Source organism: Streptomyces sp. NPDC093586 (assembly GCF_044764905.1).
In the GTDB taxonomy this organism is placed as follows: domain Bacteria; phylum Actinomycetota; class Actinomycetes; order Streptomycetales; family Streptomycetaceae; genus Streptomyces.
Window position 1 is genome coordinate 66235 of record NZ_JBIWJA010000003.1, and the last position, 23006, is coordinate 89240.

The following is a 23006-nucleotide window of genomic DNA, read 5'->3' on the forward strand; positions in this document are numbered from 1 at the left end:
GCGGTCACTTCCCGGACCGGGCGAAGGCGGCGGTCGGGCGGGTGGTGCCGGTGCCCTGGCAGGTCGGGCAGGTGGCGCGGGTGCCGTCGCCGTTGCGGGTGCCGGTGGTGATGGCGACGGTCGGGAAGCCGTCGCAGTCGCGGCAGATCCGCGCGGCCGGGGCGTGCTGGTGCATCATGGGCGTGCCTTTCGGGTCCGTTGGATCGGGAAGGTGGCAAGGCGCCCGGGGCGGCGGTTCTTTGGCGAGAGAGCCGCCCCGGGGGCCGTCAGCGACGCTTGGCGTCGGAGTTGAGCAGGGAGCGCAGGACGACCGCGCAGACGGCGACCGAGGCGCCGGTGACGGCCACGGCCAGGAGCATGGAGACCAGGACCGCGCCGACGACCAGGACCACGGCGGTGCCGCCGCCGACGAGGGCGAGCGCGGTGCCCGGGGTGAGCTGGACCGTGGGCCGGGACGAGACCGGGACCTGAGCCGGGGCGATGGGGGCCGACGGCGTGGCCGGGGCGCTCGGGGTGATGGTGGTCGGCTCGATGACGGCGGGCGGGGTGACCGTGCCGGTGGGCTGGGGCATGGTCGGGAGCTTGGGCCGGAACATGAGCGGGTCTCCTTCTACTTGACGGCGGTGTCGATGACCGGGGCGAGGAGGCTGTCGGCGAGGAGGTAGCCGCCCAGCAGGAGCACGGCGATGAGCCACCAGGGCGGGCGGATGAGCTTGACGCCGAGGACTCCGACGCACAGCAGGGCGAACCAGAGCGGGACGTCCATCACGGCCTCCTAGCGGATCTTGCAGCGGTGGGTGCGGGCGGCGAGCTGGGCGGCGGACTGGCTGGTGTAGTCGGCGGACCAGCCGCAGCCGTCGTTGCTGCACACGGCGGCGTGCTTGGTGGTGCCGTGGCGGTCGCGGTGGGTGCCGATCTGTACCGGGCCGATCCGCATCACGGAGTGGAAGAAGTCGCGGGCAGGCATGACGAGGGTTCTCCTTTCGGGTCAGGTGAGCTGGGCGGCGATGGCGTCGGCCAGGTGCGACGGGACGCCGAGGCGGGCGCGGAGGGTGTCGGTGTCGATCCGGGAGCCGGTGCGGTGTTCGTGGTCGGCGGCGACCTTGCGGGCGTGGTCGACCAGCGCGGCCGGGACCGCAACCGCCGGCGGCGAGGCCGGGGCCGGTTCGGCGACCGGGAGCGCCGGGGTGTCCTCGGGCGCCGGGATCGCCGGGGCCTCAGGTGCCGGGTCCGGCTCGGCGGCGGAGGCCGGTTCGCGCTCGACTTCGGACACCGGGTCCGGGTCCGGGGTGGCGGGTGCCTGCGGAGCCGGGGTCCGGGGCGTGGGTGTGTGGGCGAGGAGGGTGCCGCCGAGGAAGGCCAGGGCGGGCCAGCCGGCGACGCCGAGGCGGAGCAGGGCGGGCGGGTGTTCCAGGTCGAGGAACCCGGCGGTGGCCACGTTCGCGCCGAGCGAGGCCACCAGGGCGATCAGGAACCAGCACCAGGCCAGCCGGGACGGCCCGTCGGTGCGCAGGCGGCGCCAGGCGGCGACCAGGAGCAGGTCCACCGAGATCGGGTAGGCCCAGGCTTTCCAGCCGTCCTGTCCCGCGGCGGCGGCGAGGTCGTGCAGGTGGGCGAAGGACAGGGCACCGGCGATCACGGCCTGTACGAGCACGGCGTCCGGGCGAAGAGCGGTACGCATCGCGTGTCCTCCTTTCCAGGGGTCAGTCGGTGGCGTGGCCGGTGCCCCAGCAGGTCAGGCACAGGGCGGTCTGGCGGTCGTCGGTCACACGGGTCCTGCGGGTGCCGACGCGGACGGTCTCGCGGGTCTCGCCCGTGCCGTCGCAGTCCGGGCACGGCGCGGGCTGGGGCGCCGGGGGCGTGGTCGTGCGGCGGGTGGTGGGCTTCTTCGCAGCAGCCATGAGGGGTGCCTCCCGGGCGGGGGTCAGGCGGCGGCCGGGGCCGACTCGACGGCCGGGGCCGGGACCGGGGCGAGGGCGTCGAGGGCGGGCCGGAACGGCGCGAGGGCGGGCAGGTCCGGGGTGAGGTCGGCGTGCCGGTTGCAGACGTTCACCGCGTGGCGCAGCGAGGTGTGCGGGGTGCGGATGCGGGCCCAGCCGCCGGCCGAGTCGGCGGCGATGGCGACGCCGGGGGTGTCGGTGGGGATCGAGATCGCGGCCAGGACGGCGTCCGGGGCGATGTCGCCGAAGGCCATGTTCGCGCTGGCTTCGTCGTTGACGCGGTGGGCGGTGCGGCCGGTGAGCTGGGCGCGGAGCATGGTGATGCCCTTGCCGAGTTCGGAGCCGAAGCGCTGCCCGCAGATTTCGAGGTAGATGCCGGCGGCGCGGCCGAGCTGGGCGAGACGGGCCAGGGCGGTGATGATCCGGTCGCGGCGCTTCTCCTCGTCCTTGGTGGCGAAGAGGGCGAGTTCGGCGACCTCGTCGACCAGGACCACGATCGGCACCGGCCGCAGATCGGCGGGCAGGTCCCAGATGTCGGCGGCGATCTCCGCATCCGGCACGTCCGCGGTGATCCGCTGCTCGGCCCGGATGAGCTGGTAGACGTCCTGCATGTGGGACACCAGGGCGTCGAGGAGGTCGGCGGCGGTGTCCGGGTTGTCGGCCAGTGCGGAGAACCGGCGGGCCAGCGGGAACAGCTCCACACCCTGCTTGCAGTCGATGCCGACCAGGGCGACCCGCTGCGGGGCGAGCGCGGCCACCAGGTTGCGCTGGTAGACCGACTTGCCGGACTCCGTGGCACCGATGACCAGCCCGTGCGGCACCGTGCGGTAGTCGCGGTAGTGCACCGCCCCGTCCTCGCGCAGGGCGACCGCAACCCGCATCGGCCGGGTCTCGGCCAGGGCGGGCATCTGGACGCGCTTGAGCACGTCGTAGCCGGTCATCCGCAGTTCCACCACACCCGAGCGCAGCTCACGCGAGGTGACCCCGTACATGGCGAAGGAGTGCCGCAGCCGGTCGCACGAGGCGGCCACGTCGAAGGCGTCCTGACTGGGGCGGAGCTTGAGCCGCAGCACCAGACCGGTGCGGGTGACACGGAACCGCAGGATGCGCGGAGCCCGAGGGCCGGGAATGGGCCGGTTGGTCACCCGGGCCACGGTCAGGCGCCAGCGGGGGGCCGGGACGGTGAGGCCGCAGGCGTCCATCACGGAGCCGTAGCGGAGAAGGACCCGCAGCGCGGCGAGGGTGACCCCGAAGGTCAGCCAGTACCAGGCCGGGCGCCGCCACCGCAGGAGACCCGCAGCGGCGACGACCAGCACCAGGGCGACGATCAGCCACGTCATGGCTCAGGCCGCCTTCGAGGACGAGGCGCCGGCGACGATGGAGGTCACCGCGACCGCGCGGAAGGCGATGCCGTGCCGCTTCTGGCCGTTGAACTCGTTCTCCCACGGCCGGGCGACCAGGCCGGTCAGGGCGACCGGGGTGCCCATCACCAGGTCACCCGAGATACCGGACTCCGGGACGGTCACCGACAGGATCTCCACCTCACCGTTGGCCGCGAACATCACGTCCACGGTCGACAGCGCGGCACCGGTCTCGGCGTCCATCGCCCGCTCACCGGTACGACGGTCCTTCACCTTCGGCTGCGGGGGCTGCGCCACCATCACGGTGGCCGCGGACGTGTCGACAGGAATCTGACGCATCGTCTCTTCTCCTGATCTAGCGGGAGTTGGTCCGCCATCCGGCGGTGAGATCAGGAGACCGCGAGAGGTAGTGGACGCATCACGGTCCGTATGGACGTTTGGGGACGTTTGAGCTATCGTCAAAACGTCCCTACGGCGTCCCATGGAAGGACACGTCATGGCGAACGAGCGTCTGCGCGCGGCGATTTCAGCGAAGGGCGAGACGATCCAGTCCGTGGCACAGCACGTCGGGGTGGACCCCAAGAGCGTGGAGCGGTGGATCACGACGGACCGCACGCCGCACCGGGGACACCGCTGGAAGGCTGCGAGCTTCCTGGGCGTCGACGAGGTCTACATCTGGCCCACCGTTCAGAAGCAAGCCGAGACGGCGAGCACGTCCGAGCTGATCACGTACTACCCCCACCGCGGGGCGGTGCCGGCCACGCTGTGGTCATCGCTGATCGAGAAGGCGAAGGACCACGTGGACATCCTCGTGTACGCGGGACTCTTCCTCTTCGACAGCCACCCGGACCTTCCGGACCAGTTGGCCGAGAAGGCCAAGGCCGGCGGGCAAGTCCGTGTCCTGCTCGGTGACCCCGACTCGGAGATGGTCCGCCAGCGCGGCGACGAGGAAGGCATCGGCGGCGATCTGGCCGCACGCGCACGCATCACCCGGCGGTACCTCGAACCGGCCATGCCGACGCCGGGCGTCGAAGTCCGGCTGCACGACACGATCCTCTACAACTCGATCTACCGGTTCGACGACGACGTGTTGGTGAACCCGCACGTACTCGGTGCGCCCGCGGGACAGAACCCGGTGCTGCACTTCCGCTACATCCCGGGAGCCCGGACGTTCCGGCACTACATGCGGAGCTTCGACTATGCGTGGGAGCGCGGACGGCCCGAATAGGCAGACCAGGGCACGTCATCCACCCGGCGGAGCGTGCAAGGCTTGGTGCATGGCCCGAGTCGACTACTTCAACGATCCGAACGCCCCGAAGGCGAACAGCATCGTTCCGTCCGTCACCGCAGTGGCGCTCAACGATGCCGGCGAAGTCCTGCTGATCCACAAGACGGACAACAACCTGTGGGCACTCCCCGGCGGTGGCGTCGACGTCGGCGAGTCAGCCCCCGATGCCGCCGTACGCGAGACGAAGGAAGAGACTGGGTTCGACGTCGAGGTGACGGGACTCGTCGGCATCTACACCAACCCGGCGCACGTCATGGCGTACGACGACGGCGAGGTACGCCAACAGTTCTCGATCTGCTTCCGGGCCCGCATCGTCGGCGGCGAGCTGCGTACCAGCAGCGAGAGCAAGGAGGTGGCGTTCGTTCACCCCAGCCGGCTGGACGGACTGAACATCCACCCGTCGATGCGAATGCGGATCGACCGCGGACTGGCTGACAGCCCCGATCCCTACATCGGCTGATCAGCAAGGCGAGAGCGCGTCCGCTCGACGGCGGCTCCGAGGTACGGACGCGCCTTGCTGATCGCGTTGTGCACCTCACTGCCCGGCTCGTACCGCACCAGGATCTCGTCAATGCGGTGATCGAAGTCGAAGGACTGCCCGGCCGGCCCAGTCGTCATATCCGCATAGATCAGCGCGTCGAGGACGGGTGAGTCTTCCCGCTCGTACACGTCCAGCTCGGCAGTCAGCCCGCGCTGTTCAGCCTCGTACACGGCCCCGGAGTGATGGGCAACGAGGCGGACGAGCCGGGAGGGCGCCCCAAGGCTCTCCAGGTGGCGAGCACCATCGAGCGGGTGGAATCCCGTGTCTCGCAGCTCCGGGGCATAGCCGATGTCATGCAGCCAGGCAGCAGCGACGAGTAGATCACGGTCCTCTTCACGCACAGCCGCGGATGCTTCGCTTGCACGAGCCGCCACGGCCTGCGTGTGCAGCCAGCGGTTCCCGAGCGGAGGCAAGAGCGACTCAGCCAGTTCGGCCGCGCCTTGTGGCGTGTCCAGTCCAGAGGGCATAGATCGCACGGTAGCCCAGATGAGCGCGTAGCCGACACCCCGGGACCAGCCGCCCGGGGCATGGCGCGGTAAGAGTTTCCCTACTCCATCAAGACTCGCTGCGCTCGCTCACGCGCCCGGACTCCTGGAGCTGCAAGCAGTCCGATCGGAGATCGGAGGTGCCGCGCACAGCGCGGCGGCGCCGGCCGGTCGCCGCCGCGCCGCCCCTCCTTGCCTTCGTCACCGGGGCCGCGCGCCGTCGCCCGTCCGCGCCCACAAGGGGGCGAAGACCAGGCCGGAGCTGGGATGAGAGGGCGATTCCGAGGTCAGAACCCCGTCGTGGCTGAGGCGGTCGGCTCCACGGCTTTAGGCAGCCACTTTGGGGCGAGCCTCTAAGATCATGGCCCCAACGTCGTGCTTTAACGGGCAGGTCCACAGACTGCCCGACTCGCCATCAGCTTACGGGGCCATGATCACTCGCCCCAAAGCAGCTCCAGCCCAAAGCCGCTCCGCCGACCTCGTGAGCAGAATCCGACCCTATACCCCAGCCAAGGAGCGAGCCGAGGCCGGAAGTCGGCAGACCCTTCCTGATCGGTCATCTCCAGCGCCTCCACTCCTCAATGCCGGTTACGAGCAAGTTCCTTCAACAGGGTCACATCAAAACGAACGATCGCTGCGTCATCCGCCAGTTCGAACCAACCTCCCAGTCGGCCAGACACCGAAGTTCCGAGCGCCTCATGCACGTCGACAGCGAGCGGCATCACGAACGACGCCGTGAGAAATCCAACTGTGACTCCACCCGCCGAGTACGCGCTACGAACACGTATTTCCGCGAGTTCCAAAGACTCGATAGGACCAAAGTCTTCGGGACTTCGGTCTACGAAATCTGGGAAATCGGTCAGATCCTGGTGAGCCACTACCTGTTCCACAATGGAGAGCAGAGCATCTTCCGGGAACGATGCCGAGGTGATAGAAACTTGAGTCCGGGCACACAGCTTCTCAATCACCGAATTTATGCTGGTGTGATAATGAAAATCTTCAGCGCGGTCACCCAACTCCCCAAGGAGATCAGGATGAAGAGATGGGTCCCCCTTCTTTGCGCCAAAGTCACCCGTGTTATTCGAAGCAAAGTGGGTAGCATGCGCCCCCTTCAGATGCCTCCTCTTAATGCACAACCATATAGCAGAGTCGCGGGCTCCTGTCCCGTCCGCCTTGGCCGGCTTCCGCCTCATCGCTTCTCGGAGTAACGCCTCTTTAGCGTCCTCGCCATCGAGTGGCAAAACGACAAATGTTTCTTCTAGATCGTCCTTCCATTCTCGAACGATCGACTCGACCGATGGAACGTAGTAAGAATCGATCTGACAGTACTTCGACAGATCAGATACAGCCTTGGCGTGTCGATCCAAAGCCTCTTGAGCATCGTGACGTCTTGCATTGATCGATTCGGAGAGAACCGTACTTGTGATAGCGACGGTTGAACTCAACGTGCCAGCGACCCGGAGCAGCGTAGAAATGGAGACGTTGCGAAGATTCCCCTGGCGAGGGAGAAGGTTCGTATCCAAGACAATGAGCACAAGTTACCTGCCTGCGACTTCATCGGCTCGTTCGGAGATCTCGTCGGCAAGAGAACTAAAAAGATGAATCGCATTGCGCGCACGCGTGTAGTGCGCGCCGCGCGCCTCACTCCCGTTCAGCTCAAATACTGCCTTGTGCGTCCTTTGCGCGATGGGCACCAGACTCGAGAGGTTTGGCACCTCCCCGATAGAAGTACCAGAAGCAGGGGGGAGGGAGCCTGCGCCTTCCAATGCCTCCACGATGCCGGTCTGGTAGGCGGCGGGCATGCGGTCGTTCCAGTGCTTATAGGCTTCGGCAGGCTGGTCCCGGTATACCGTGAACTGCTGGCTCACATACCCCAGTGGACTTGGCAGGCCCGGCGGGAGTTCGAATCCGAACTCAAGCTTCCTTCTTTCCGCCTGAACCTTAGCGATCTCCCATTCGCCGATCCAGTTGGCGACACTCTTACCGACACTCGGAAGAGCCGTCAGCGAGAACAAATCAGGCGCGAGTGGGACAACAAACCCAGTGGATCCGATAATTACGTTTCTGTTCAGTGCGCCAACATTAGGTCCCAGGTCAACGAAGACATATTCTGCTGAGACCAGCGCAGCGGTCTCAGTGATGAGTCGATAGAAGGCGGTGCTCACCTGGAACCCCCGAGGGAGCCCCGCAAGGGCTTCGGTCCACCCAGTTGGAGCGAATTCCTCATATTCACTCAACCGGATGTCTCCCGGTAGGATCCAAGCTGTATCCCTGATCTGCACAGGAGAAATAATCTCCAGCACCCCCGATCCCTCAACCACCGGACGAAGACACGAGTAGATTGTCTTTCCGGTATCGAAGAGCGATTCGACATTAGTTACGGGAATGGCAGCACTAGTGAGATTAGCCTGGGCGTCAGCATCGATAAAAAGGACTCGCTTTTTCTTCGCAAGCGCGATTCCGATATTGTAAACGAGGGTGGTTTTGCCTACGCCACCCTTGTGATTGAAGAATGAGATGATCTTCATTCGGCACTCTCCATGATCTAGGGCGGATTACGTAGGCCGACCCGATCGTCGCCAACGGTCAGGCCGGCCATACGGTAGCGGCGCGGTATCACATCACGTTTCAGGGAAAAGCTCAGTCCACCGATCCAACTCCGGCTCCCGCACCTCGATCTCTATCATTCGGCGATACATTGCCTCAGGAAAGGCTGAAAGGATCGAGTGGGTGTCGCGAGGTGACCAGACGAATACGTCACGCAGGAAGCTCGACACGCTCTCGTTCACCTTGACGATGCACTCGTACTTCCGCTCAAGCGCGCTGGTCAGATCGTCGGCCGACATGAGCGACACGTGCGACGCCGCATCGACCATGAGCGCAACTCGTCGGAAGCCGGCATACGTTGCACTGCTGACGAACTGCTCAAGCCCCTCCCCCGACACGCTCTTTCCACGTACTTCGACTGTCAGCAATGGATCGCCGTCCAAAAGCACTTGAACGTCACCGGGAAAGTCGCGAGAAGGGTCATTGATCCTTCGCGAGACGACCTCGCTATAGACCATGTCAAGGCCAGCAGCAACACAAGCTTGCAGCTTTCGTGGAATGTCGTTGCCGCTCACAACGAAGCTCTGTGTCTCAGCAATTAGGCTCGCCTCGACGATGGCACTCCCGACGGCGACGTGCTGCTTTTTGTTTGCCACGGAGATACACACTGCCAAGACGGCGACAAGCGCTTGGAACGACTCTTCAGTGGAATAGTCTTCTTCATCGACCCTAGCAAGGGCACTACTTACTCGGTCCAGATAGGGGCGCGCCTTCGTTTGGACCCTGACGATCTCGCTGTAATGGTCGTAACGGAAGAATGGCTGGTTGTTGATCGGCTCACGACCCGTAGCCCCCAGATCAAATCCAAGTTCTACAGACATCGGAACCACTACACCGTGGCAAAGGGTACGCAGAGAGAAGGCGCGATCGTCATACTTCTCTTTGATGGAGCGTGGGTCAACCCTGTCATCACATGCACGCGCGAGCAATGCTGTCACAAGCGCAGCCGTGTAAGTCCTTGGAGCATCTACCTCGCGTAGCGAAGTAGCCAGAAATGTCCAATCTTCGAGGAATACATCATCCGAAGCGGCCGCCTCGTATGCCTTCCTCAGAACCTGCTCCGCCGTGCTCTTTTTAATTGTTATTCCCATTGCCCCCCCCATGCCGCTCTAAATCAATTCGAGCTGTTCGTGGCCAGCCTGGCCAGGAACAGTAGTACCGCGAGAATCAAGATAGCCGAGTTGTTCCATCAGGGCCCGAGCGACGACCTTCCCCAACTCCACCGGGACGGCATTACCGATCTGCCGCTGCACTTCGCGCTTCACTCCGGTGAAAACGAACTCATCAGGGAAAGTCATGATCCGCTTCATCTCGGCAACGCGAAACCTACGCGCTCGCTCTTCCCCGTTCGCGTTCTTCACGTTCTCCCAGTGAAATGGTCCGACCCATGGACCTGGCTGAGCCTGCAGCGTCGTAGAAGGACGGTCTGGGTCCGCCTTCAGCAGGAAAGTCCAATAGCGGCTACGCCATTTGAACTCGTTGCGACCGCCATATCGGTCGGTGTGCCATAGATAGTTCTGCCCAGGAGGAACTTCCGCAGCGAGTTCGGCGTAGGTCCCCTCAGCAACTTCTCCAGCCTCAGGAACATCCGGCAGTCCGGCAAGTGCCTCGCGAAGACTCGTGAACGGAACCTTGGTGTGATCAATCACCCGATCTCGCTCCGACTCGCCAGAGTGCGTGGTTTCTGGGAAGTGGAAAGCCTTACCGTCACGTCGCCCCACGACGAATACTCGCCTGCGGAGCTGCGGAACCCCATACTCGGCCGCAAGGAGCACACGGAACGTCGGGTTGTAGCCTGCATCCTTAAGACCCGCAATGAGTCGGTCGAACTGAGCCCGATGGGTCTTGTAAGTCAGGCCCTGCACATTTTCCAGGATGAAGGCTTCGGGCTTACTCTCCCGAACCACACGGACGTACTCGTCGAGGAGGGAAGCATTGGGGTCGGCGCTGTTGCGCTTCTCCTCGATCCAGAATCCGGACTTACTGAACGGGGTACAGGGAGGACCACCGATGACCAGGGTGGGATCGCCGGGCTTGAGCCCGCCGGCTTCCAGCAACTCTGCGGTCGGGATCGTTTGGATATCGCCACACAGCGTCTTGGTGTCCGGGAAGTTGGCCGACAGCGTATCCAGAGCGGTCTGCTCGTAGTCAGTGGCAACCGCGACACGTAGCGGAGACCCGGAGCCGTCCTGGACCAGCGGTGGCTCAGCGCAGCTCTCAATGGCGCAGTCGAGGCCGCCGGCCCCGGAGAACAGACTGATCACAGGAAGCTCATGGTTCACCGCGCCACCTTAACGTATCGCAACCTCGGGGGACCGTGATCGCTACAGTGACACTAGCCAGCTCGCCACCCTCCCCTCTGGCCCTCGTGCGCAGATGGCTACGACACCGGTTACCTCGAGCGCACCCGGCAGCCGGGCGGCACACGACCAGCCGCTTCCGGCACGACTTGCCGATGTTCGCCAGCGTCCTGCGGTATCGACAGCCCAGGCGTGGACGCCCTGTGGACGAGCGGCCATATCTGCGGGCTGCTCGGCACCCGTGACCTGCACAGACGACTGGGACACAATCGCCCTCCGGAGCCGTGTGCGCAGGTTCGAATCCTGCCGGGGGCACCCTGTGTAAGTGTGCCCAAGACCCCGTCACCAGCGGAAACGCTGAGGTCGGGGTCTTCGCGTATGTGCAGGCGTGTGCCGCTCCGAGCGGGTATGCCGACTGCCGTGAACGGGGTGTGGGCCGTCTTCCCGTAGCGGCCAGAGATCCGACAGAGGTTGTGCGGGACCGGCGCGACCGTGCTCGATGCGGCTCCGCGGGAATTGACTCGGCGGGCACATCCCGTAGACCGTGGCCCGTCCGCCGGACAGCTCGGTCCACCGCCGTTCCATCGGCACCTCATGGGTCAGCGGCTTCATGGACGGCTCCGGTGACACCCGGACCTGCTCAAGCACCGGTGACCGATATCGGGAGGATGAGAGGTAGGATTGGTAGCATGAGCGAGCCTACCGGCAAGTACTCGATCACCATGCCGCGCGACATCGCCGAAGCCGCCAAGGCCCGTAGCGGCCCCTCCGGACTGTCCGCCTATGTGGCTGCCGCCGTGGCCCGTCAGATCGAGCGGGACAATCTGAACGAGCTCATCCAGGTCGCCGAAGCCGAGCACGGGCCCGTCACAGACGAGGAGGTCCAGGCTCTGCGTGATCAACTCCATCAGGCGCGGAAAGCGCAGTCACAGGGCGAGGCGAGTGCCGCGTGAGCCGTTCTCCCGCCGTGCCCGGTGGGACGCTGGTCCTGGATGGTGAAGGGCTGGCCAAGGCCGTGCTGCGCGATCGCACCGTCACCGGCTGGCTCGCCCTCGCACGCGCCGACGACCTGCGGGTGATCACCTCTGCGGCAACCCTCGTCGAGGTGGTCCACCCCCGGATCAACCGGCCGGCTCTGGAGTGGACGCTGTCCCGCCTCGTCGTCGAGCCGGTCACCGAACCCATCGCCCGGCACGCGACCGCTCTCCTTCACGACGCGGGGCTGCACGGCCACAAGTGCGCCATCGACGCCATGCTCAGCGCCACCGCCCTCGCCGCGCCCGGCCCCGTCACCATCCTCACGTCCGATCCGGAGGATCTCGGCGCCCTCTGCGGTGGGCGTGCCACCGTCATCAAGGTGTGACTTCAGGACCCACTGCTCATGATCCGCCGGGCGCAGTCGCCTTCCGAGGCGTGCCGTCCCAGCGCCATGTGGTCCGGCGGGGGTGTCCTGGGAGGTCGGCGCGGCCCGTGGCCCAGAGGAGGGTGGGCCAGGGGGCCGCGGTGCGCGGGGCGTCCGGGAACAGGCGGGTGAGGACGCGGGCGCACAGGTCGGCGGGTGGGGTCCAGGTGAGGGCGAGGCCCTGGGCCAGGTCGTGGGTGTGGACCAGGGTCTCCGTGATGCCCATGGCGGCGAAGCCCTCGGGGTCGGAGATGCCGAAGACGTGGTACGCGCGGACGTGCGGGGGTGTCGTGCGGACCACGGCGGCCAGCAGTGCGCCGCTCGCCTCCAGTACCTGCAGCAGGCCGGCGGGGCCCGCCTCGCGGTCCGCGTGGATGGCGTTCGCCGGGCCGCCGGGGCGTCGGCTCTCCCAGACGAAGGGGACTTCCCCGGTCAACGGTGGTGTCCGCGGGGCGAGTTGCGCCGCGTAGGCGAAGAGGTCGTCGCCGAGGTGCTCGACGGTCTCCCAGCAGTCCCATTCCAGCGAACCTGCCTTCCCGGCCCACGCCGCCGGGGACGCTTCGCCCAGGGTTGCGACAGCCAGTCGCACGGCGCGGTCGAGGTCGTCCGCGGTGACGGGGGACGGGGGAGGGCCGGGTTCGGGTGTTCGGGGCATGGCAGCACCGTATCCGCAGGGGTCTCCTCGGGGTCGGGGCTCAGCCGCCGACCAGGGCGATCAGCTTGATGAAGATCAGGACGGGGGTCGTCGTGAGGTCCACCGGGTCGTCCAGGGCTTCGAGTTGGCGGTCGTCGGAGAGGATGAAGAAGCCGTTGGTCGCGAAGGCGTGTTCGGCCGCTTCGGTCTGACGGGCCGCGTCGATGAGGCGGGGTCGGGGGAAGTGGTAGCCGTGCGGCGTCTGTTCGGCGCCTTCGGGGCGGACCAGGCCGTTGAAGTGGTCGCCCGGGCGGGTGTTGTGCCGGGTGACCTCCTCGTGGACGCGGAGGCCGATCAGCTCCCGTACGGTCATCCGGTCGGGCAGGCCTGTCGCCTCCCACTCGGCGATCCGCTTGCCCGTCGCGGTCTCGTCCCGGAAGGTCACGGTGGCCATCAGGCGCCTCGCTCGTTCTGCCGTATCTGGCGGAGGATCGTCTCGTCGGTGATGTCGGTGTCGGCGGCCAGCAGGAACGCCTTGCTGAGGATCAGCGCGAGCCGTTCGTCGTCGAAGGGCAGGAACACCGTGCGGTCGGCCGGGCGCCGTGCCGCGACGACGCACAGGTAGCTGTCGTCCGGTTCCATCAGGATGTTGGCCGAGAAGAGGTGGATCTTGTAGGTGCGCAGATCGCCCCGTACGCGCAGGAAGCGGCCGTCGAGTGTGCAGCGGTCGGCGATCTTCAGGCGGGGCAGGAGGCGTTCCAGTACGTCTCGGCGGGCCAGGGCGCTCTCGGTCAGCTCGCCGAAGGCGGTCCGTTCCCAGTAGGCGCGCTCGGCGCCGCCGTCGGTCCAGTCGGGGTCGGTGGCGATCGAGGTCACGCCGACGAAGAGGTCCACGTCGCGCATGGCCTCGCTGAACACCAGCGGGGGCACGTCCGCGAGCGGTGTCTCGCGCCAGGTGTCCTCCCGCCGGCGGTCGAAGCGGACCTGGTCGGTCGTGGCCAGTGCGTCGTCGCCGGCGGAGTCGGACCAGGTGTGGTGGAAGCGGACCCGCCACTCCCCCGCCGCCAGGGTGCGCTCGGCCTCGTCGCCGTCCCCGTCGTCCCAGGGGCCGAGCAGGCTGCTCTTCCAGCCCCGGGCGCGGAAGAGGGCGAACATCCTGCGGTAGTGGACGAGGTGGGCGGCGAAGCGGTTGGAGTAGACGCCGGTCCGCTCCTCGGCCGGGGTGAGGCGGTAGATCTCGCGGAAGGCCTGCTTGAAGGGCTGGCGTATGCGCCGTTCGGTGAGCAGGTCCCGCCAGGCCCGTACGGCGTGGGGGCCGGAGCGGAGCGGGTGCCAGAGCCGTACGGAGGCGTCGTCGGGCGCGTCGGGAAGGTCTTCGTCCGTCTCGGGCAGGACGGCCCGCCACTCGCCGGGGGCGACCTCGATCTCCCAGATCAGCCGGCCTACGAGGGTCCGGGCGAGGGGGTGGCCGGCCAGTTCGGTGCGCCACCAGCCGTACGGGTGGACGGCGTCGACGGTGAAGCCGCCCTCCAGGGCTCGCAGGAGGGTGGCGAGTTGGGCGTTCACCCGCTTCACCAGGTCGCGCAGTTCCTTGACCAGGGCGGCGTGGTCGCGGCGCACCGGTGCCGGGACGGTGCGCAGCGGGCGGCCGTCCTTCTCCCAGGTCAGCGTGGCGCTGTCGGTGACCGTGACGACCGCCCGGTAGTCGCCGGCCGGCCGGCGCAGGACGCCATCGTCGTCGAAGTCCAGCCTCGGCAGCCGTAGTGCCACGTCGGTGCGTTCGGCCAGGGCCGCGTCCGCCTTCCTGAGCATCTTGTCCAGTTGCCTGGGCACTCCGGCGTGCCGGACGGTCCGGCGTACGGTGCGGATCGCGGTGATCAGTTCGGGTGTCGGGAAGTCCTGTGCGGCGCGGGCCACTTCGTACAGGAGGGCCTGTGAGGGGAGCGTCTTCGCCGCCGTGGGCGCGAGGGCGATGCCGGGCAGCAGCCGGTCGAACAGCTCGGGCAGCCAGGGTTCGTCGCGCAGCAGCGCGACCCGCAGGGCCTGTCCGAGCGAGATGACCTCCCGGTCGGTGAACGCCTTGTCCGCCCGGTAGGGGATCTCGCCGGCCCGGATCGCGTCGGTGCGGTCGGCGGCCGCTTCGAGCGCGCGGCGGGTGAACGCCACGTACGCCGGGTTCTCGGCCGATCTGCGCCAGGTGTGGGCGAGCGGCGAGTCGAATCGGCTGTCCCGGTCGATCTCGGACAGCACCGTCTGTTCGAGCGGGGTGAGTCCGGCGACGACGGCTGTCTCGTCGGCGACGATGGGGCCCACGTCGCGGGAGAGCCGCTCCACGACCGTCCTCAGTGCCTCGTCGCCGGCGAGCGCCGCCACCGCGAGCAGCGCGTACGGCTGGCGTACGACGTCCTGCTTCAGCCACAGCCCGACCAGGGTGCGGGCCGGTCCGGACACGTCGGGCAGCGGTCCCGTGCGGTGCAGCAGTGCGTCGAGGCCCGGGGTGAGGTCGGCCCGGCCGTGTTCCTCCCACGCGTCGACGAGCAGCTCGAACATCCGGCGGCACGCGGCGGGCGTGTAGCGGGGCTGCCGTTCCCCGGCCGTGCGCTGGATCAGGAAGCGGATGTTCCGCATCGTGGGTGTGGCCGAGACGTCCGCCCGGTAGGCCGCGACGAGCAGGGTCCCGAGTTCCTCGTCGGTGACCTGTGACGGGTCGGGGTGCCCGTCCTCGTCGGTGAAGTCCGGGTCGGTCAGCGCGCGCATCAGCCGGTCGGCGGGGCTCGTCGGGCCCCTCTCGCGATCCCCGGTCACCAGGGCGTCGTTCAGCATGGCCGGATGATGGCAGAGGGGACCGACAACGCGTTCGACTGTGCGTCTGCGCAGGTCCGCGACCGGCGGGGGGTGTCAGCCCGTTCCGTCCTGCTGCCAGACACGGGGCCAGTTCCCGGACGGCGGTGGTGGTCCCGCGATGCCCAGATCACGGCGCGCGAGGGTGTAGAAGGTGTCACGCGCCCGGCTCATCCGCCGGACCGCCTCCTCCCAGCCGGCGGGGTCGTCCTTCGCGCCGCGGGCGTAGAGCTCGACGTTCCACACGGCTTCGTGCCACGTGCGGGCCGCCCCTATGGTCTCGGCGTCGCCGACGAGCAGCACGGACTCCCACTCGGCCGCACGCCGGGCCTCGGCCTCGGCGAGCTGCGTGAGGCCCTGCTCCGGGTCCAAGGGGTCCACGGCGTGCTGGAAGCCCCGCGCCGCCCCCATGCGCTGCGCGATGTTGATCTGGTGCTTCAGGGCGTTGGCGTAGGAGGCGTAGGTGTCCAGTCTCTTCTGGTCCCAGCGTTCCGCCCTGGCCCGCCGCCACCTGCTCCGTTCCGTGAGGCTGGTCGCCAGGTAGGAGCCGGCCGCTCCCACGACGACGCCGGCCAACGCGGGCAGCTGTTCCCACACCGTCGATCCCCCTTGTGACTGACGCGGACAGTCGGGGACACATTGCCCTACTCCGTGGTTTCGGGACAGGTGACGGGGCGGCCTCGTCGGCCGTTCACCCTGTGGACCGCCGACCCCGGCGGCGCCCTCAGGCCTGGCGCAGCACCGCCAGGACGACCAGGAGGACCGTCGCGCCCGCGCTCATGCCGTGGGCGACCACGCCGGTCAGCGGGAAGTGGCGTTCCGCCGTGCCGGTGGTCTGGGAGTGGCGGCCGGAGCTGGGGAGCCAGCGCAGCAGCATCATGAAGCCGAGGGCGGCCACGACGAGGACCGCGGCGCAGGCCGCCCACGCCGTGCTGCGGAGGCCGCCCAGGAGGTACACGGCCCAGGCGGCCAGTCCGGTGACGGCGAGCGCCACGTGGCCGACCACCAGCCACAGCGGCAGCCGGGTCACGCCGGGCGTGCGCTGGCGCAGGCCGCCGTGGCGGATCCAGACGGTGGCGAGGTAGGCGCCCAGGGCCGCGGTCAGCAGCCAGGCGCCCAGGACGACCAGGTCCATGTGTTCCGTTCCCCCTGCCCGATGACGGCGTGCTGTGTCTCAGCGGACTCAGCACAGCGCACCCGGCGGGGGCGGACCGGACGTCCATTCAGGGATTCACCCGTTGGCGTGAACCATGTCGCCGGGGACTGGTCAAGCGGGGCTCGGGGTGTCAGGCCAGGGACAGGACCGACGTCACCACCTGACGCAGCATCGCCGTGGGGTCCGGCACCGGTCCCGGGGCGCGCCACGCCACGAAGCCGTCGGGGCGCACCAGGACCGCTCCGCCGCGCGTGACGCCATGGGCCTTCGCCCAGTCGGTGTCGTCGTTCTCGGGCAGCAGGTCGGCGTCGGGGGTCTTGCCCACCCGGTACGGCGTCAGCGGGACCCGCATCTCGTCGCCGAGCAGTGTCGCCGCCTCGTGCCAGCCGCTGGACTCCGTCGCGTCGCTGAGCAGGACGAGGGAGCGTTCGTAGAGGTCGAGGGTGGAGACGCGGTCGTCGCCGCGGAGCAGCCACAGGTGCGGGGCCCTGCTGCCGGGTTCGCCCGTCAGCGAGAGGCCCTCCGGGACCACCGGCGTCGCCGGGTCGGCGCCGACGACCGCGCCCTGGGGGTAGCGGTAGCCGAGGGCGACGTTGAGGATGCCGCGCTGGGGACCGCCGCCGCCTCCGGGTGCCGGGGGCGGGGCGAAGCCGGGGTGGCTGTGCTCGGCGGAGCGGGCGGCGGCGCGGGCGCTGGTGGCCTCCGCGACCGGGCGGCGTTCGGCGTCGTAGGTGTCGAGGAGGCCGTCACCGGCCCAGCCGTCGAGGACGGCGGCCAGTTTCCAGGCGAGGTTGTGGGCGTCCTGGATGCCGGTGTTGGAGCCGAACGCGCCGGTGGGGGACATCTCGTGGGCCGAGTCGCCGGCCAGCAGGACGCGGCCGCAGCGGTAGCTGCGGGCGACGCGCTGGGCGGCGTGCCAGGGTGCCTTGCCGGTGATCTCGACGTCGATGCCCGGGTCGCCGATCGCGCGGCGGATGTGGGCGGCGCAGCGTTCGTCGGTGAAGTCCTCCACCGTTTCGCCGTTCTCCGGGTGCCAGGGGGCGTGGAAGACCCAGTTCTCCGTGTTGTCCACCGGGAGCAGGGCGCCGTCCGCGTCCGGGGCCGTGAGGTAGCAGACGATGAAGCGGCGGTCGCCCACGACGTCGGCGAGGCGGCGGGAGCGGAAGGTGATGCTGATGTTGTGGAAGAGGTCGCCGGGGCCACTCTGTCCGATGCCGAGCCGTTCCCGGACGGGGCTGCGGGGGCCGTCGGCGGCCACCAGGTAGTTCGCGCGGATCGTGGTGTGCTCGCCGGTCTCCCGGTTCCTGACGATCGCCGTGACCCCGTCGGCGTCCGTGTCGAACGACAGCAGTTCCGTGCCGAAGCGCAGGTCGCCGCCGAGTTCGCGGGCGTGGGCGAGCAGTTCGGGCTCGAGGTCGTTCTGGCTGCACAGGCACCACCCGCTGGGGCTGAACCGGGCGAGTCCGTTGCCCGGGTCGATCTTCCTGAACAGCCACTCCCCCGCGTCGCCGACCAGCGTCGGGGTCTGGAGGATGCCGTGGTTGTCGGCCAGCGTGGCGGCGGCCCGCCGGATGAGCGGCTCGGTGCCCGACACCCGGAACAGTTCCATCGTGCGGACGTTGTTGCCGCGTCCCCGAGGGTGGATGGAGGTGCCCGCGTGCCGCTCCACCAGGGTGTGCCGGACGCCGAGCCGGCCCAGGAAGACCGAGGTCGACAGGCCGACCAGGGAACCTCCGACGATCAGCACCGGGACGCGGTGGACCCCGGGTCCCGATCGATCGGCTCTTTCTTTCATCGCTCGTTCCTCCGTTGCGTCGGGCCTCGGTAGGGCCGTCGTCGAGTGGCAGGTCCCCTGACGTGCAGGGGCCGGGGCTTCATGCATGCCCCGTGACGCCTGCGGCGGCTCAGGCTTCACCCGCTTAACCCGTCTGGTTCGCGGTCCCCGCGGGAACGGCCCACGATCGTGCTTACGCGACCGGCGCATCCCGTCGCACACGGCATGCGCAGCGACGGTCGTACTCACCCGTACACGAGGAAGTTCCCCCGAGAAGAGGTGGGCCGGATGACGGTCTCTCCCGTCGTGTCGTCGGATTCCGGATCGACGGATCCCGCAGCCATGGGTGCCGGGGCGACGGCCGCCGTGTCCGCGGACGCGGGCGGCGTCTCGATATCCGCGTTCGACGGATCCCGCGTGCGGGTCGTGCTGATGCTGGACATCCACGACGGCATGCAGCAGGAGTTCCTCGACGCCTACGAGCGCATCCGCCACCGGGTCGCGGCCGTGCCGGGTCATGTCAGCGACCAGCTGTGCCAGTCCCTGGAGAACCCGACGCAGTGGCTGCTGACCAGCGAATGGGAGAGCGCGGCGCCCTTCCTGGCGTGGGTCAACAGCGACGAGCACCTGTCGACCGTCGAGCCCCTGCAGGACTGCGTCCGCGACACCCGCTCCCTGCGCTACAGCGTGCTGCGGGAGACCGCGTCCGACGGTGCCGTGGTCTCCGCGGCGGCCGGTGAGGCGCTGTGCGCCCCTCCCCGGGTGGGGGGCAACGTCGTCCGGCACGCCCTGACCTTCACCGTGCGGCCCGGCAGCGAGGCCAAGGTCGCCGAGCTGCTGTCGAACTACGCCTCCCCCGAGGCCCAGGCCGACGAGAACACCCGGTTGCTGCGCACCTCGCTCTTCATGCACGGCAACCGGATCGTGCGGGCGGTGGAGGTGCGGGGTGATCTGCAGACCGCGCTGCGCCACGTCGCCCGGCAGCCCGGGGTGCGGGCGGTCGAGGAGGCCCTCAATCCGTACCTGGAGGAGGACCGCGATCTGAACGACCCGAACTCCGCACGCCGGTTCTTCACCCTGGCCGCGATGCCGGCCGTCCACCACGTGGCGTCCGTGACGGGGGCCGAGGCGCGCCCGCAGCGGTGTGCGCTGCTCTATCCGGTGCGGGCCGGCGCGGGTCCGGAACTCGCCCGGCTGCTGGCGCGGCAGGACGCGTCCGCCGTGTACACCCCGGACGGCCCGGTCCTCGCCGCCACCGTCTTCCACCGCGACGACCTCGTCGTACGGCTCGTCGACGTGGCCGGTGACCCGGACGAGGCGCCGGCGTTCGTCCTGGGGCTGCACGACCGCGAGGGGTCCGCGGACGCGGCCGGTGTCGCGGTGGCCGAGCGGCTGCTGGACATCGCCTCGGTCGGCATCGACGGGCCCCTGACGGACGCCGGCACGCTGTCGCGGCTGCTCGCGCGGGCCCGTATGACCCCGCTGACCGACCGGCGTTCGCTCCCTTCCTGACCCGTCGGCGCGCGGCCCGCCGGCCGGGCCGCGCGCCGGACTTCCCCACCGCCTTCCGTCCTTCCGGAGTGACCGACATGACAGACCAGCAGGTACGCATCGTCTCCCTCGGCGACATCCCGCCCAACACGCGTCGCGGCGGAGACCTCCGCGCCCTTCTCACGCCCACGACCTCCGGGTCGACCAGCGGTTTCATGGGCGTGGCCATCGTGCAGCCCGGCGACCGGATCGCCGAGCACTACCACCCGTACTCCGAGGAGTTCGTGTACGTCACCGACGGCACGCTCGAGGTGGACCTGGACGGGACTCCGCACGCGCTGTCCGTCGGGCAGGGGGTGCTGATCCCGCAGAACGTGCGCCACCGTTTCCGCAACGTCGGCGACGTCGAGGCGCGGATCGTGTTCCACCTGGGGCCGCTGGCCCCGCGGCCGGAGCTCGGCCACGTCGACACGGAGGACGCGGAGGGCAACGCCCTGCCGCTCGACGGCCACGCGGGGTGCGCCGGGCACGGGCGTCCCGCCACGGCGGCCGAGGCGGTGTCATGACGCGGCGACGGGTCGCCGTCACGGGCATAGGCGTCGTCGCCCCGGGCGGGATCGGCGTGCCCCAGTTCTGGGGCCTGCTGTCCGACGGCCGTACGGCGACGCGGCGCATCTCCCTCTTCGATCCGGCCGGTCTGCGTTCGCAGATCGCCGCCGAGTGCGACTTCGAACCGTCCGCGCACGGGCTGGACCTCGCCACCGTGCAGCGGTGCGACCGGTACGTGCAGTTCGCGCTCGTCGCCGCCGCCGAGGCGGTGCGCGACGCGGAGCTCGACATGGGCCGGCTGGACCCGTGGCGGGCCGGTGCCACGCTGGGCACCGCGGTCGGCGGCACGACCCGGCTGGAGCACGACTACGTCCTGGTCAGCGAGCGCGGTTCGCGGTGGGACGTGGACGAGCGGCGGGCCGAGCCGCATCTGGAGCGGGCCTTCACCCCGGCGACCCTCTCGTCCGCCGTGGCCGAGGAGTTCGGGGTGCGCGGGCCGGTGCAGACGGTGTCCACCGGGTGCACCTCCGGTCTGGACGCGGTGGGGTACGCCTTCCACGCCGTCGCCGAGGGGCGGGTCGACGTGTGCCTGGCGGGCGCGGCGGACTCGCCGATATCGCCGATCACCATGGCCTGCTTCGACGCCATCAAGGCGACCTCGCCGAACAACGACGACCCGGCACACGCCTCCCGGCCCTTCGACGCCGACCGCAACGGTTTCGTCATGGGCGAGGGCGCGGCGGTGCTGGTCCTGGAGGACCTGGAGCACGCCCGGGCCCGCGGCGCGGACGTGTACTGCGAGATCTCCGGCTACGCGACCTTCGGCAACGCGTACCACATGACCGGGCTCACCAAGGAGGGTCTGGAGATGGCGCGGGCGATCGACACCGCGCTGGACATGGCCCGGCTGGACCCCACCGCCGTCGACTACGTCAACGCGCACGGCTCCGGCACCCAGCAGAACGACCGGCACGAGACCGCCGCGGTCAAGCGGTCGCTGGGCGAGCACGCGTACCGGACGCCGATGAGCTCGATCAAGTCCATGGTGGGCCACTCGCTCGGCGCGATCGGCTCGATCGAGCTGGCCGCGTGCGTGCTGGCGCTGCACCACCAGGTGGTGCCGCCCACGGCCAACTACACGACCCCCGACCCCGAGTGCGACCTGGACTACGTGCCTCGCGAGGCCCGGGAGCGTTCGCTTCGGCACGTGCTGTCGGTGGGCAGCGGCTTCGGCGGCTTCCAGTCCGCCGTCGTACTCAGCGGTTCTGGCTCCGGCTCGGAAGGAGGGCCACGATGAGCGGACCACAACGGCCCCGGCGCGCGGTCGTCACCGGCATCGGCGTGGTGTCCCCGCACGGCATCGGGGCGGAGGCCCACTGGAAGGCGGTCGCGGACGGCACCAGCAGTCTCGGGCCCGTCACCCGGGAGGGCTGCGAGAACCTGCCGCTGCGGGTGGCGGGCGAGGTGCGCGGCTTCGACCCGTCGGAGCTGATCGACGAACGGTACCTCGTCCAGACCGACCGGTTCACGCACTTCGCGATGACCGCCGCGCAGCTCGCGCTCGACGACGCGCGGTTCGGCCGCGGTGACGTCGCCTCGCCGTACTCGGTGGGCGTGGTCACCGCGGCGGGTTCGGGCGGCGGCGAGTTCGGGCAGCGGGAACTGCAGAACCTGTGGGGCCAGGGGTCGCGGTACGTCGGCCCGTACCAGTCGATCGCCTGGTTCTACGCGGCCAGCACCGGCCAGATCTCCATCAGCAACGACTTCAAGGGCCCCTGCGGTGTCGTCGCCGCCGACGAGGCGGGCGGTCTGGACGCCCTGGCGCACGCGGCGCTGACCGTGCGGGGCGGCACGGACACGGTGGTGTGCGGCGCGACGGAGGCGCCGCTCGCCCCGTACTCGATCGTCTGCCAGCTGGGTTATCCCGAGCTGAGCCGGGCGGTCGAGCCGGACCGCGCCTACCGCCCGTTCACGCGGGCGGCCTGCGGTTTCGCGCCGGCCGAGGGCGGGGCCGTGCTCCTGCTGGAGGAGGAGAACGCGGCGCGTGAGCGCGGGGCCGAGGCGCGGGCGACGGTGGCCGGGCACGCGGCGACCTTCACCGGCGCCTCCCGCTGGGAGGAGTCGCGGGCCGGGCTGGCGCGGGCGATCGAGGGCGCGCTGGCGGAGGCCGGCTGCCGGCCCGAGGAGGTGGACGTGGTGTTCGCGGACGCCCTCGGGGTGCCGGAGGCCGACCGGGCCGAGGCCCTCGCGCTCGCCGACGCCCTCGGACCGCACGCGCGGCGGGTGCCGGTCACCGCGCCCAAGACCGGGACCGGGCGGGCGTACTGCGCGGCGCCGGTGCTGGACGTGGCGACCGCGGTGCTCGCCATGGAGCACGGGCTGATCCCGCCCACCCCGAACGTGTACGACGTCTGCCACGACCTGGACCTGGTGGCCGGCCGGGCCCGTCCCGCCGCGACGCGCACGGCCCTGGTCCTCGGCCGGGGGCTCATGGGCTGCAACTCGGCTCTGGTCCTGCGCCAGGGCCCGCCCACCGCCTGAGCACCGGCCGGGCCCGACCCGCCCCGTCCCGAGCCATCACCATCCCGAGCGGGCGCCGCCTCCCGGTGGACGCCGATCCGAGTGAAGGAGTACCTC

General features: G+C 69.2%; 28 protein-coding genes. 8 read left to right on the forward strand and 20 right to left on the reverse strand.

The window, feature by feature from the left end; all coding sequences use genetic code 11:
- Window positions 1–4 precede the first annotated feature (4 nt).
- The 8 genes from ACIRFH_RS04255 to ACIRFH_RS04290 all read right to left on the reverse strand — a co-directional run bounded on the left by ACIRFH_RS04255 (window position 5) and on the right by ACIRFH_RS04290 (window position 3640).
- Window positions 5–178, reverse strand: coding sequence for a hypothetical protein (locus ACIRFH_RS04255; protein WP_403517300.1), 174 nt, complete (start codon window positions 176–178; stop codon window positions 5–7).
- 88 nt (window positions 179–266) lie between these two features.
- A complete protein-coding gene (locus tag ACIRFH_RS04260; RefSeq protein ID WP_403517015.1) occupies window positions 267–596 on the reverse strand; it encodes a SpdD-like protein in 330 nt (109 codons plus the stop codon).
- A 14-nt stretch (window positions 597–610) separates the two neighbouring features.
- Window positions 611–766, reverse strand: a complete 156-nt coding sequence (locus ACIRFH_RS04265; protein ID WP_011030192.1) for a hypothetical protein — start codon at window positions 764–766, stop codon at window positions 611–613.
- Window positions 767–775: 9 nt separating this feature from the next.
- Window positions 776–967: a mobile element transfer protein gene (locus ACIRFH_RS04270; RefSeq protein ID WP_225636083.1), complete on the reverse strand. Its 192-nt coding sequence runs from the start codon at window positions 965–967 to the stop codon at window positions 776–778.
- A gap of 21 nt (window positions 968–988) precedes the next feature.
- Complete coding sequence (locus ACIRFH_RS04275; protein WP_403517016.1) at window positions 989–1681, reverse strand: DUF2637 domain-containing protein; 693 nt, start codon at window positions 1679–1681, stop codon at window positions 989–991.
- A 22-nt stretch (window positions 1682–1703) separates the two neighbouring features.
- Complete coding sequence (locus tag ACIRFH_RS04280) at window positions 1704–1901, reverse strand: hypothetical protein (protein ID WP_403517017.1); 198 nt, start codon at window positions 1899–1901, stop codon at window positions 1704–1706.
- A 23-nt stretch (window positions 1902–1924) separates the two neighbouring features.
- Window positions 1925–3280: an FtsK/SpoIIIE domain-containing protein gene (locus tag ACIRFH_RS04285; protein WP_403517018.1), complete on the reverse strand. Its 1356-nt coding sequence runs from the start codon at window positions 3278–3280 to the stop codon at window positions 1925–1927.
- A gap of 3 nt (window positions 3281–3283) precedes the next feature.
- On the reverse strand, window positions 3284–3640 hold the full coding sequence (locus ACIRFH_RS04290; RefSeq protein ID WP_403517019.1) for a hypothetical protein: 357 nt from the start codon (window positions 3638–3640) through the stop codon (window positions 3284–3286).
- Window positions 3641–3797: 157 nt separating this feature from the next.
- Here ACIRFH_RS04290 and ACIRFH_RS04295 point away from each other — a divergent pair, with 157 nt between their 5' ends.
- Both ACIRFH_RS04295 and ACIRFH_RS04300 read left to right on the forward strand, forming a co-directional pair.
- Entirely contained in the window at window positions 3798–4529 is a 732-nt protein-coding gene (locus ACIRFH_RS04295) for an XRE family transcriptional regulator (protein ID WP_403517020.1), read from the forward strand.
- Between the two features lie 49 nt (window positions 4530–4578).
- Complete coding sequence (locus ACIRFH_RS04300; RefSeq protein WP_403517021.1) at window positions 4579–5049, forward strand: NUDIX hydrolase; 471 nt, start codon at window positions 4579–4581, stop codon at window positions 5047–5049.
- Here the strand turns inward: ACIRFH_RS04300 and ACIRFH_RS04305 are convergent.
- From ACIRFH_RS04305 to ACIRFH_RS04330, 6 genes are all read right to left on the reverse strand, one after another.
- Entirely contained in the window at window positions 5037–5597 is a 561-nt protein-coding gene (locus ACIRFH_RS04305; RefSeq protein WP_403517022.1) for an HDIG domain-containing metalloprotein, read from the reverse strand. The two genes, ACIRFH_RS04300 and ACIRFH_RS04305, sit on opposite strands and share 13 nt — an antisense overlap.
- A gap of 596 nt (window positions 5598–6193) precedes the next feature.
- On the reverse strand, window positions 6194–7138 hold the full coding sequence (locus ACIRFH_RS04310) for a PIN domain-containing protein (protein ID WP_403517023.1): 945 nt from the start codon (window positions 7136–7138) through the stop codon (window positions 6194–6196).
- A 15-nt stretch (window positions 7139–7153) separates the two neighbouring features.
- Entirely contained in the window at window positions 7154–8143 is a 990-nt protein-coding gene (locus tag ACIRFH_RS04315) for a ParA family protein (RefSeq protein WP_403517024.1), read from the reverse strand.
- 93 nt (window positions 8144–8236) lie between these two features.
- Window positions 8237–9313 (reverse strand): restriction endonuclease, SacI family, encoded by a 1077-nt coding sequence (locus ACIRFH_RS04320; protein WP_403517025.1) that lies wholly within the window; start codon window positions 9311–9313, stop codon window positions 8237–8239.
- Between the two features lie 18 nt (window positions 9314–9331).
- Entirely contained in the window at window positions 9332–10504 is a 1173-nt protein-coding gene (locus ACIRFH_RS04325) for a DNA cytosine methyltransferase (RefSeq protein WP_403517026.1), read from the reverse strand.
- A 360-nt stretch (window positions 10505–10864) separates the two neighbouring features.
- Window positions 10865–11170, reverse strand: coding sequence for a DUF6083 domain-containing protein (locus ACIRFH_RS04330; protein WP_403517027.1), 306 nt, complete (start codon window positions 11168–11170; stop codon window positions 10865–10867).
- Window positions 11171–11211: 41 nt separating this feature from the next.
- On the opposite strand from ACIRFH_RS04330, the gene ACIRFH_RS04335 reads away from it, so the two are divergent.
- Together ACIRFH_RS04335 and ACIRFH_RS04340 are read left to right on the forward strand one after the other, a co-directional pair.
- A complete protein-coding gene (locus ACIRFH_RS04335; protein ID WP_403517028.1) occupies window positions 11212–11475 on the forward strand; it encodes a CopG family transcriptional regulator in 264 nt (87 codons plus the stop codon).
- Window positions 11472–11885: a DNA-binding protein gene (locus ACIRFH_RS04340; RefSeq protein WP_403517029.1), complete on the forward strand. Its 414-nt coding sequence runs from the start codon at window positions 11472–11474 to the stop codon at window positions 11883–11885. Before ACIRFH_RS04335 ends, ACIRFH_RS04340 begins: the two co-directional genes overlap by 4 nt.
- A 16-nt stretch (window positions 11886–11901) precedes the next feature.
- Here the strand turns inward: ACIRFH_RS04340 and ACIRFH_RS04345 are convergent, their stop codons facing one another.
- From ACIRFH_RS04345 to ACIRFH_RS04370, 6 genes are all read right to left on the reverse strand, one after another.
- Window positions 11902–12579: a hypothetical protein gene (locus tag ACIRFH_RS04345; RefSeq protein WP_403517030.1), complete on the reverse strand. Its 678-nt coding sequence runs from the start codon at window positions 12577–12579 to the stop codon at window positions 11902–11904.
- Between the two features lie 40 nt (window positions 12580–12619).
- Window positions 12620–13012: a hypothetical protein gene (locus ACIRFH_RS04350; protein ID WP_403517031.1), complete on the reverse strand. Its 393-nt coding sequence runs from the start codon at window positions 13010–13012 to the stop codon at window positions 12620–12622.
- The gene (locus ACIRFH_RS04355) at window positions 13012–15381 is read right to left on the reverse strand and encodes a DUF4132 domain-containing protein (protein WP_403517032.1); all 2370 of its coding nucleotides are present in this window, start codon (window positions 15379–15381) and stop codon (window positions 13012–13014) included. The genes ACIRFH_RS04350 and ACIRFH_RS04355 overlap by 1 nt, the downstream gene beginning before the upstream one ends.
- A 75-nt stretch (window positions 15382–15456) precedes the next feature.
- Window positions 15457–15996 carry a hypothetical protein gene (locus ACIRFH_RS04360; protein ID WP_403517033.1) on the reverse strand — a complete coding sequence of 180 codons (540 nt, stop codon included), beginning with the start codon at window positions 15994–15996 and terminating at the stop codon, window positions 15457–15459.
- A gap of 127 nt (window positions 15997–16123) precedes the next feature.
- A complete protein-coding gene (locus ACIRFH_RS04365) occupies window positions 16124–16534 on the reverse strand; it encodes a hypothetical protein (protein WP_403517034.1) in 411 nt (136 codons plus the stop codon).
- A 151-nt stretch (window positions 16535–16685) separates the two neighbouring features.
- Complete coding sequence (locus ACIRFH_RS04370; protein ID WP_403517035.1) at window positions 16686–18350, reverse strand: FAD-dependent oxidoreductase; 1665 nt, start codon at window positions 18348–18350, stop codon at window positions 16686–16688.
- Between the two features lie 267 nt (window positions 18351–18617).
- Between ACIRFH_RS04370 and ACIRFH_RS04375 the strand changes: the two genes are divergently transcribed.
- From ACIRFH_RS04375 to ACIRFH_RS04390, 4 genes are all read left to right on the forward strand, one after another.
- Window positions 18618–19841 carry a SchA/CurD-like domain-containing protein gene (locus ACIRFH_RS04375; RefSeq protein ID WP_403517036.1) on the forward strand — a complete coding sequence of 408 codons (1224 nt, stop codon included), beginning with the start codon at window positions 18618–18620 and terminating at the stop codon, window positions 19839–19841.
- Window positions 19842–19918: 77 nt separating this feature from the next.
- Entirely contained in the window at window positions 19919–20386 is a 468-nt protein-coding gene (locus tag ACIRFH_RS04380; protein ID WP_403517037.1) for a cupin domain-containing protein, read from the forward strand.
- On the forward strand, window positions 20383–21666 hold the full coding sequence (locus tag ACIRFH_RS04385; protein WP_403517038.1) for a beta-ketoacyl-[acyl-carrier-protein] synthase family protein: 1284 nt from the start codon (window positions 20383–20385) through the stop codon (window positions 21664–21666). The genes ACIRFH_RS04380 and ACIRFH_RS04385 overlap by 4 nt, the downstream gene beginning before the upstream one ends.
- The gene (locus ACIRFH_RS04390) at window positions 21663–22910 is read left to right on the forward strand and encodes a ketosynthase chain-length factor (protein WP_403517039.1); all 1248 of its coding nucleotides are present in this window, start codon (window positions 21663–21665) and stop codon (window positions 22908–22910) included. The genes ACIRFH_RS04385 and ACIRFH_RS04390 overlap by 4 nt, the downstream gene beginning before the upstream one ends.
- Window positions 22911–23006 lie beyond the last annotated feature (96 nt).

What these genes read in the sequence shown, in the direction of transcription:
- ACIRFH_RS04255 (WP_403517300.1), bottom strand. Translation starts at nt 178, where the DNA reads ATGATGCACCAGCACGCCCCGGCCGCGCGGATCTGCCGCGACTGCGAC.
- ACIRFH_RS04260 (WP_403517015.1), bottom strand. Translation starts at nt 596, where the DNA reads ATGTTCCGGCCCAAGCTCCCGACCATGCCCCAGCCCACCGGCACGGTC.
- ACIRFH_RS04265 (WP_011030192.1), bottom strand. Translation starts at nt 766, where the DNA reads ATGGACGTCCCGCTCTGGTTCGCCCTGCTGTGCGTCGGAGTCCTCGGC.
- ACIRFH_RS04270 (WP_225636083.1), bottom strand. Translation starts at nt 967, where the DNA reads ATGCCTGCCCGCGACTTCTTCCACTCCGTGATGCGGATCGGCCCGGTA.
- ACIRFH_RS04275 (WP_403517016.1), bottom strand. Translation starts at nt 1,681, where the DNA reads ATGCGTACCGCTCTTCGCCCGGACGCCGTGCTCGTACAGGCCGTGATC.
- ACIRFH_RS04280 (WP_403517017.1), bottom strand. Translation starts at nt 1,901, where the DNA reads ATGGCTGCTGCGAAGAAGCCCACCACCCGCCGCACGACCACGCCCCCG.
- ACIRFH_RS04285 (WP_403517018.1), bottom strand. Translation starts at nt 3,280, where the DNA reads ATGACGTGGCTGATCGTCGCCCTGGTGCTGGTCGTCGCCGCTGCGGGT.
- ACIRFH_RS04290 (WP_403517019.1), bottom strand. Translation starts at nt 3,640, where the DNA reads ATGCGTCAGATTCCTGTCGACACGTCCGCGGCCACCGTGATGGTGGCG.
- ACIRFH_RS04295 (WP_403517020.1), top strand. Translation starts at nt 3,798, where the DNA reads ATGGCGAACGAGCGTCTGCGCGCGGCGATTTCAGCGAAGGGCGAGACG.
- ACIRFH_RS04300 (WP_403517021.1), top strand. Translation starts at nt 4,579, where the DNA reads ATGGCCCGAGTCGACTACTTCAACGATCCGAACGCCCCGAAGGCGAAC.
- ACIRFH_RS04305 (WP_403517022.1), bottom strand. Translation starts at nt 5,597, where the DNA reads ATGCCCTCTGGACTGGACACGCCACAAGGCGCGGCCGAACTGGCTGAG.
- ACIRFH_RS04315 (WP_403517024.1), bottom strand. Translation starts at nt 8,143, where the DNA reads ATGAAGATCATCTCATTCTTCAATCACAAGGGTGGCGTAGGCAAAACC.
- ACIRFH_RS04320 (WP_403517025.1), bottom strand. Translation starts at nt 9,313, where the DNA reads ATGGGAATAACAATTAAAAAGAGCACGGCGGAGCAGGTTCTGAGGAAG.
- ACIRFH_RS04335 (WP_403517028.1), top strand. Translation starts at nt 11,212, where the DNA reads ATGAGCGAGCCTACCGGCAAGTACTCGATCACCATGCCGCGCGACATC.
- ACIRFH_RS04345 (WP_403517030.1), bottom strand. Translation starts at nt 12,579, where the DNA reads ATGCCCCGAACACCCGAACCCGGCCCTCCCCCGTCCCCCGTCACCGCG.
- ACIRFH_RS04350 (WP_403517031.1), bottom strand. Translation starts at nt 13,012, where the DNA reads ATGGCCACCGTGACCTTCCGGGACGAGACCGCGACGGGCAAGCGGATC.
- ACIRFH_RS04355 (WP_403517032.1), bottom strand. Translation starts at nt 15,381, where the DNA reads ATGCTGAACGACGCCCTGGTGACCGGGGATCGCGAGAGGGGCCCGACG.
- ACIRFH_RS04365 (WP_403517034.1), bottom strand. Translation starts at nt 16,534, where the DNA reads ATGGACCTGGTCGTCCTGGGCGCCTGGCTGCTGACCGCGGCCCTGGGC.
- ACIRFH_RS04370 (WP_403517035.1), bottom strand. Translation starts at nt 18,350, where the DNA reads ATGAAAGAAAGAGCCGATCGATCGGGACCCGGGGTCCACCGCGTCCCG.
- ACIRFH_RS04375 (WP_403517036.1), top strand. Translation starts at nt 18,618, where the DNA reads ATGACGGTCTCTCCCGTCGTGTCGTCGGATTCCGGATCGACGGATCCC.
- ACIRFH_RS04380 (WP_403517037.1), top strand. Translation starts at nt 19,919, where the DNA reads ATGACAGACCAGCAGGTACGCATCGTCTCCCTCGGCGACATCCCGCCC.
- ACIRFH_RS04385 (WP_403517038.1), top strand. Translation starts at nt 20,383, where the DNA reads ATGACGCGGCGACGGGTCGCCGTCACGGGCATAGGCGTCGTCGCCCCG.
- ACIRFH_RS04390 (WP_403517039.1), top strand. Translation starts at nt 21,663, where the DNA reads ATGAGCGGACCACAACGGCCCCGGCGCGCGGTCGTCACCGGCATCGGC.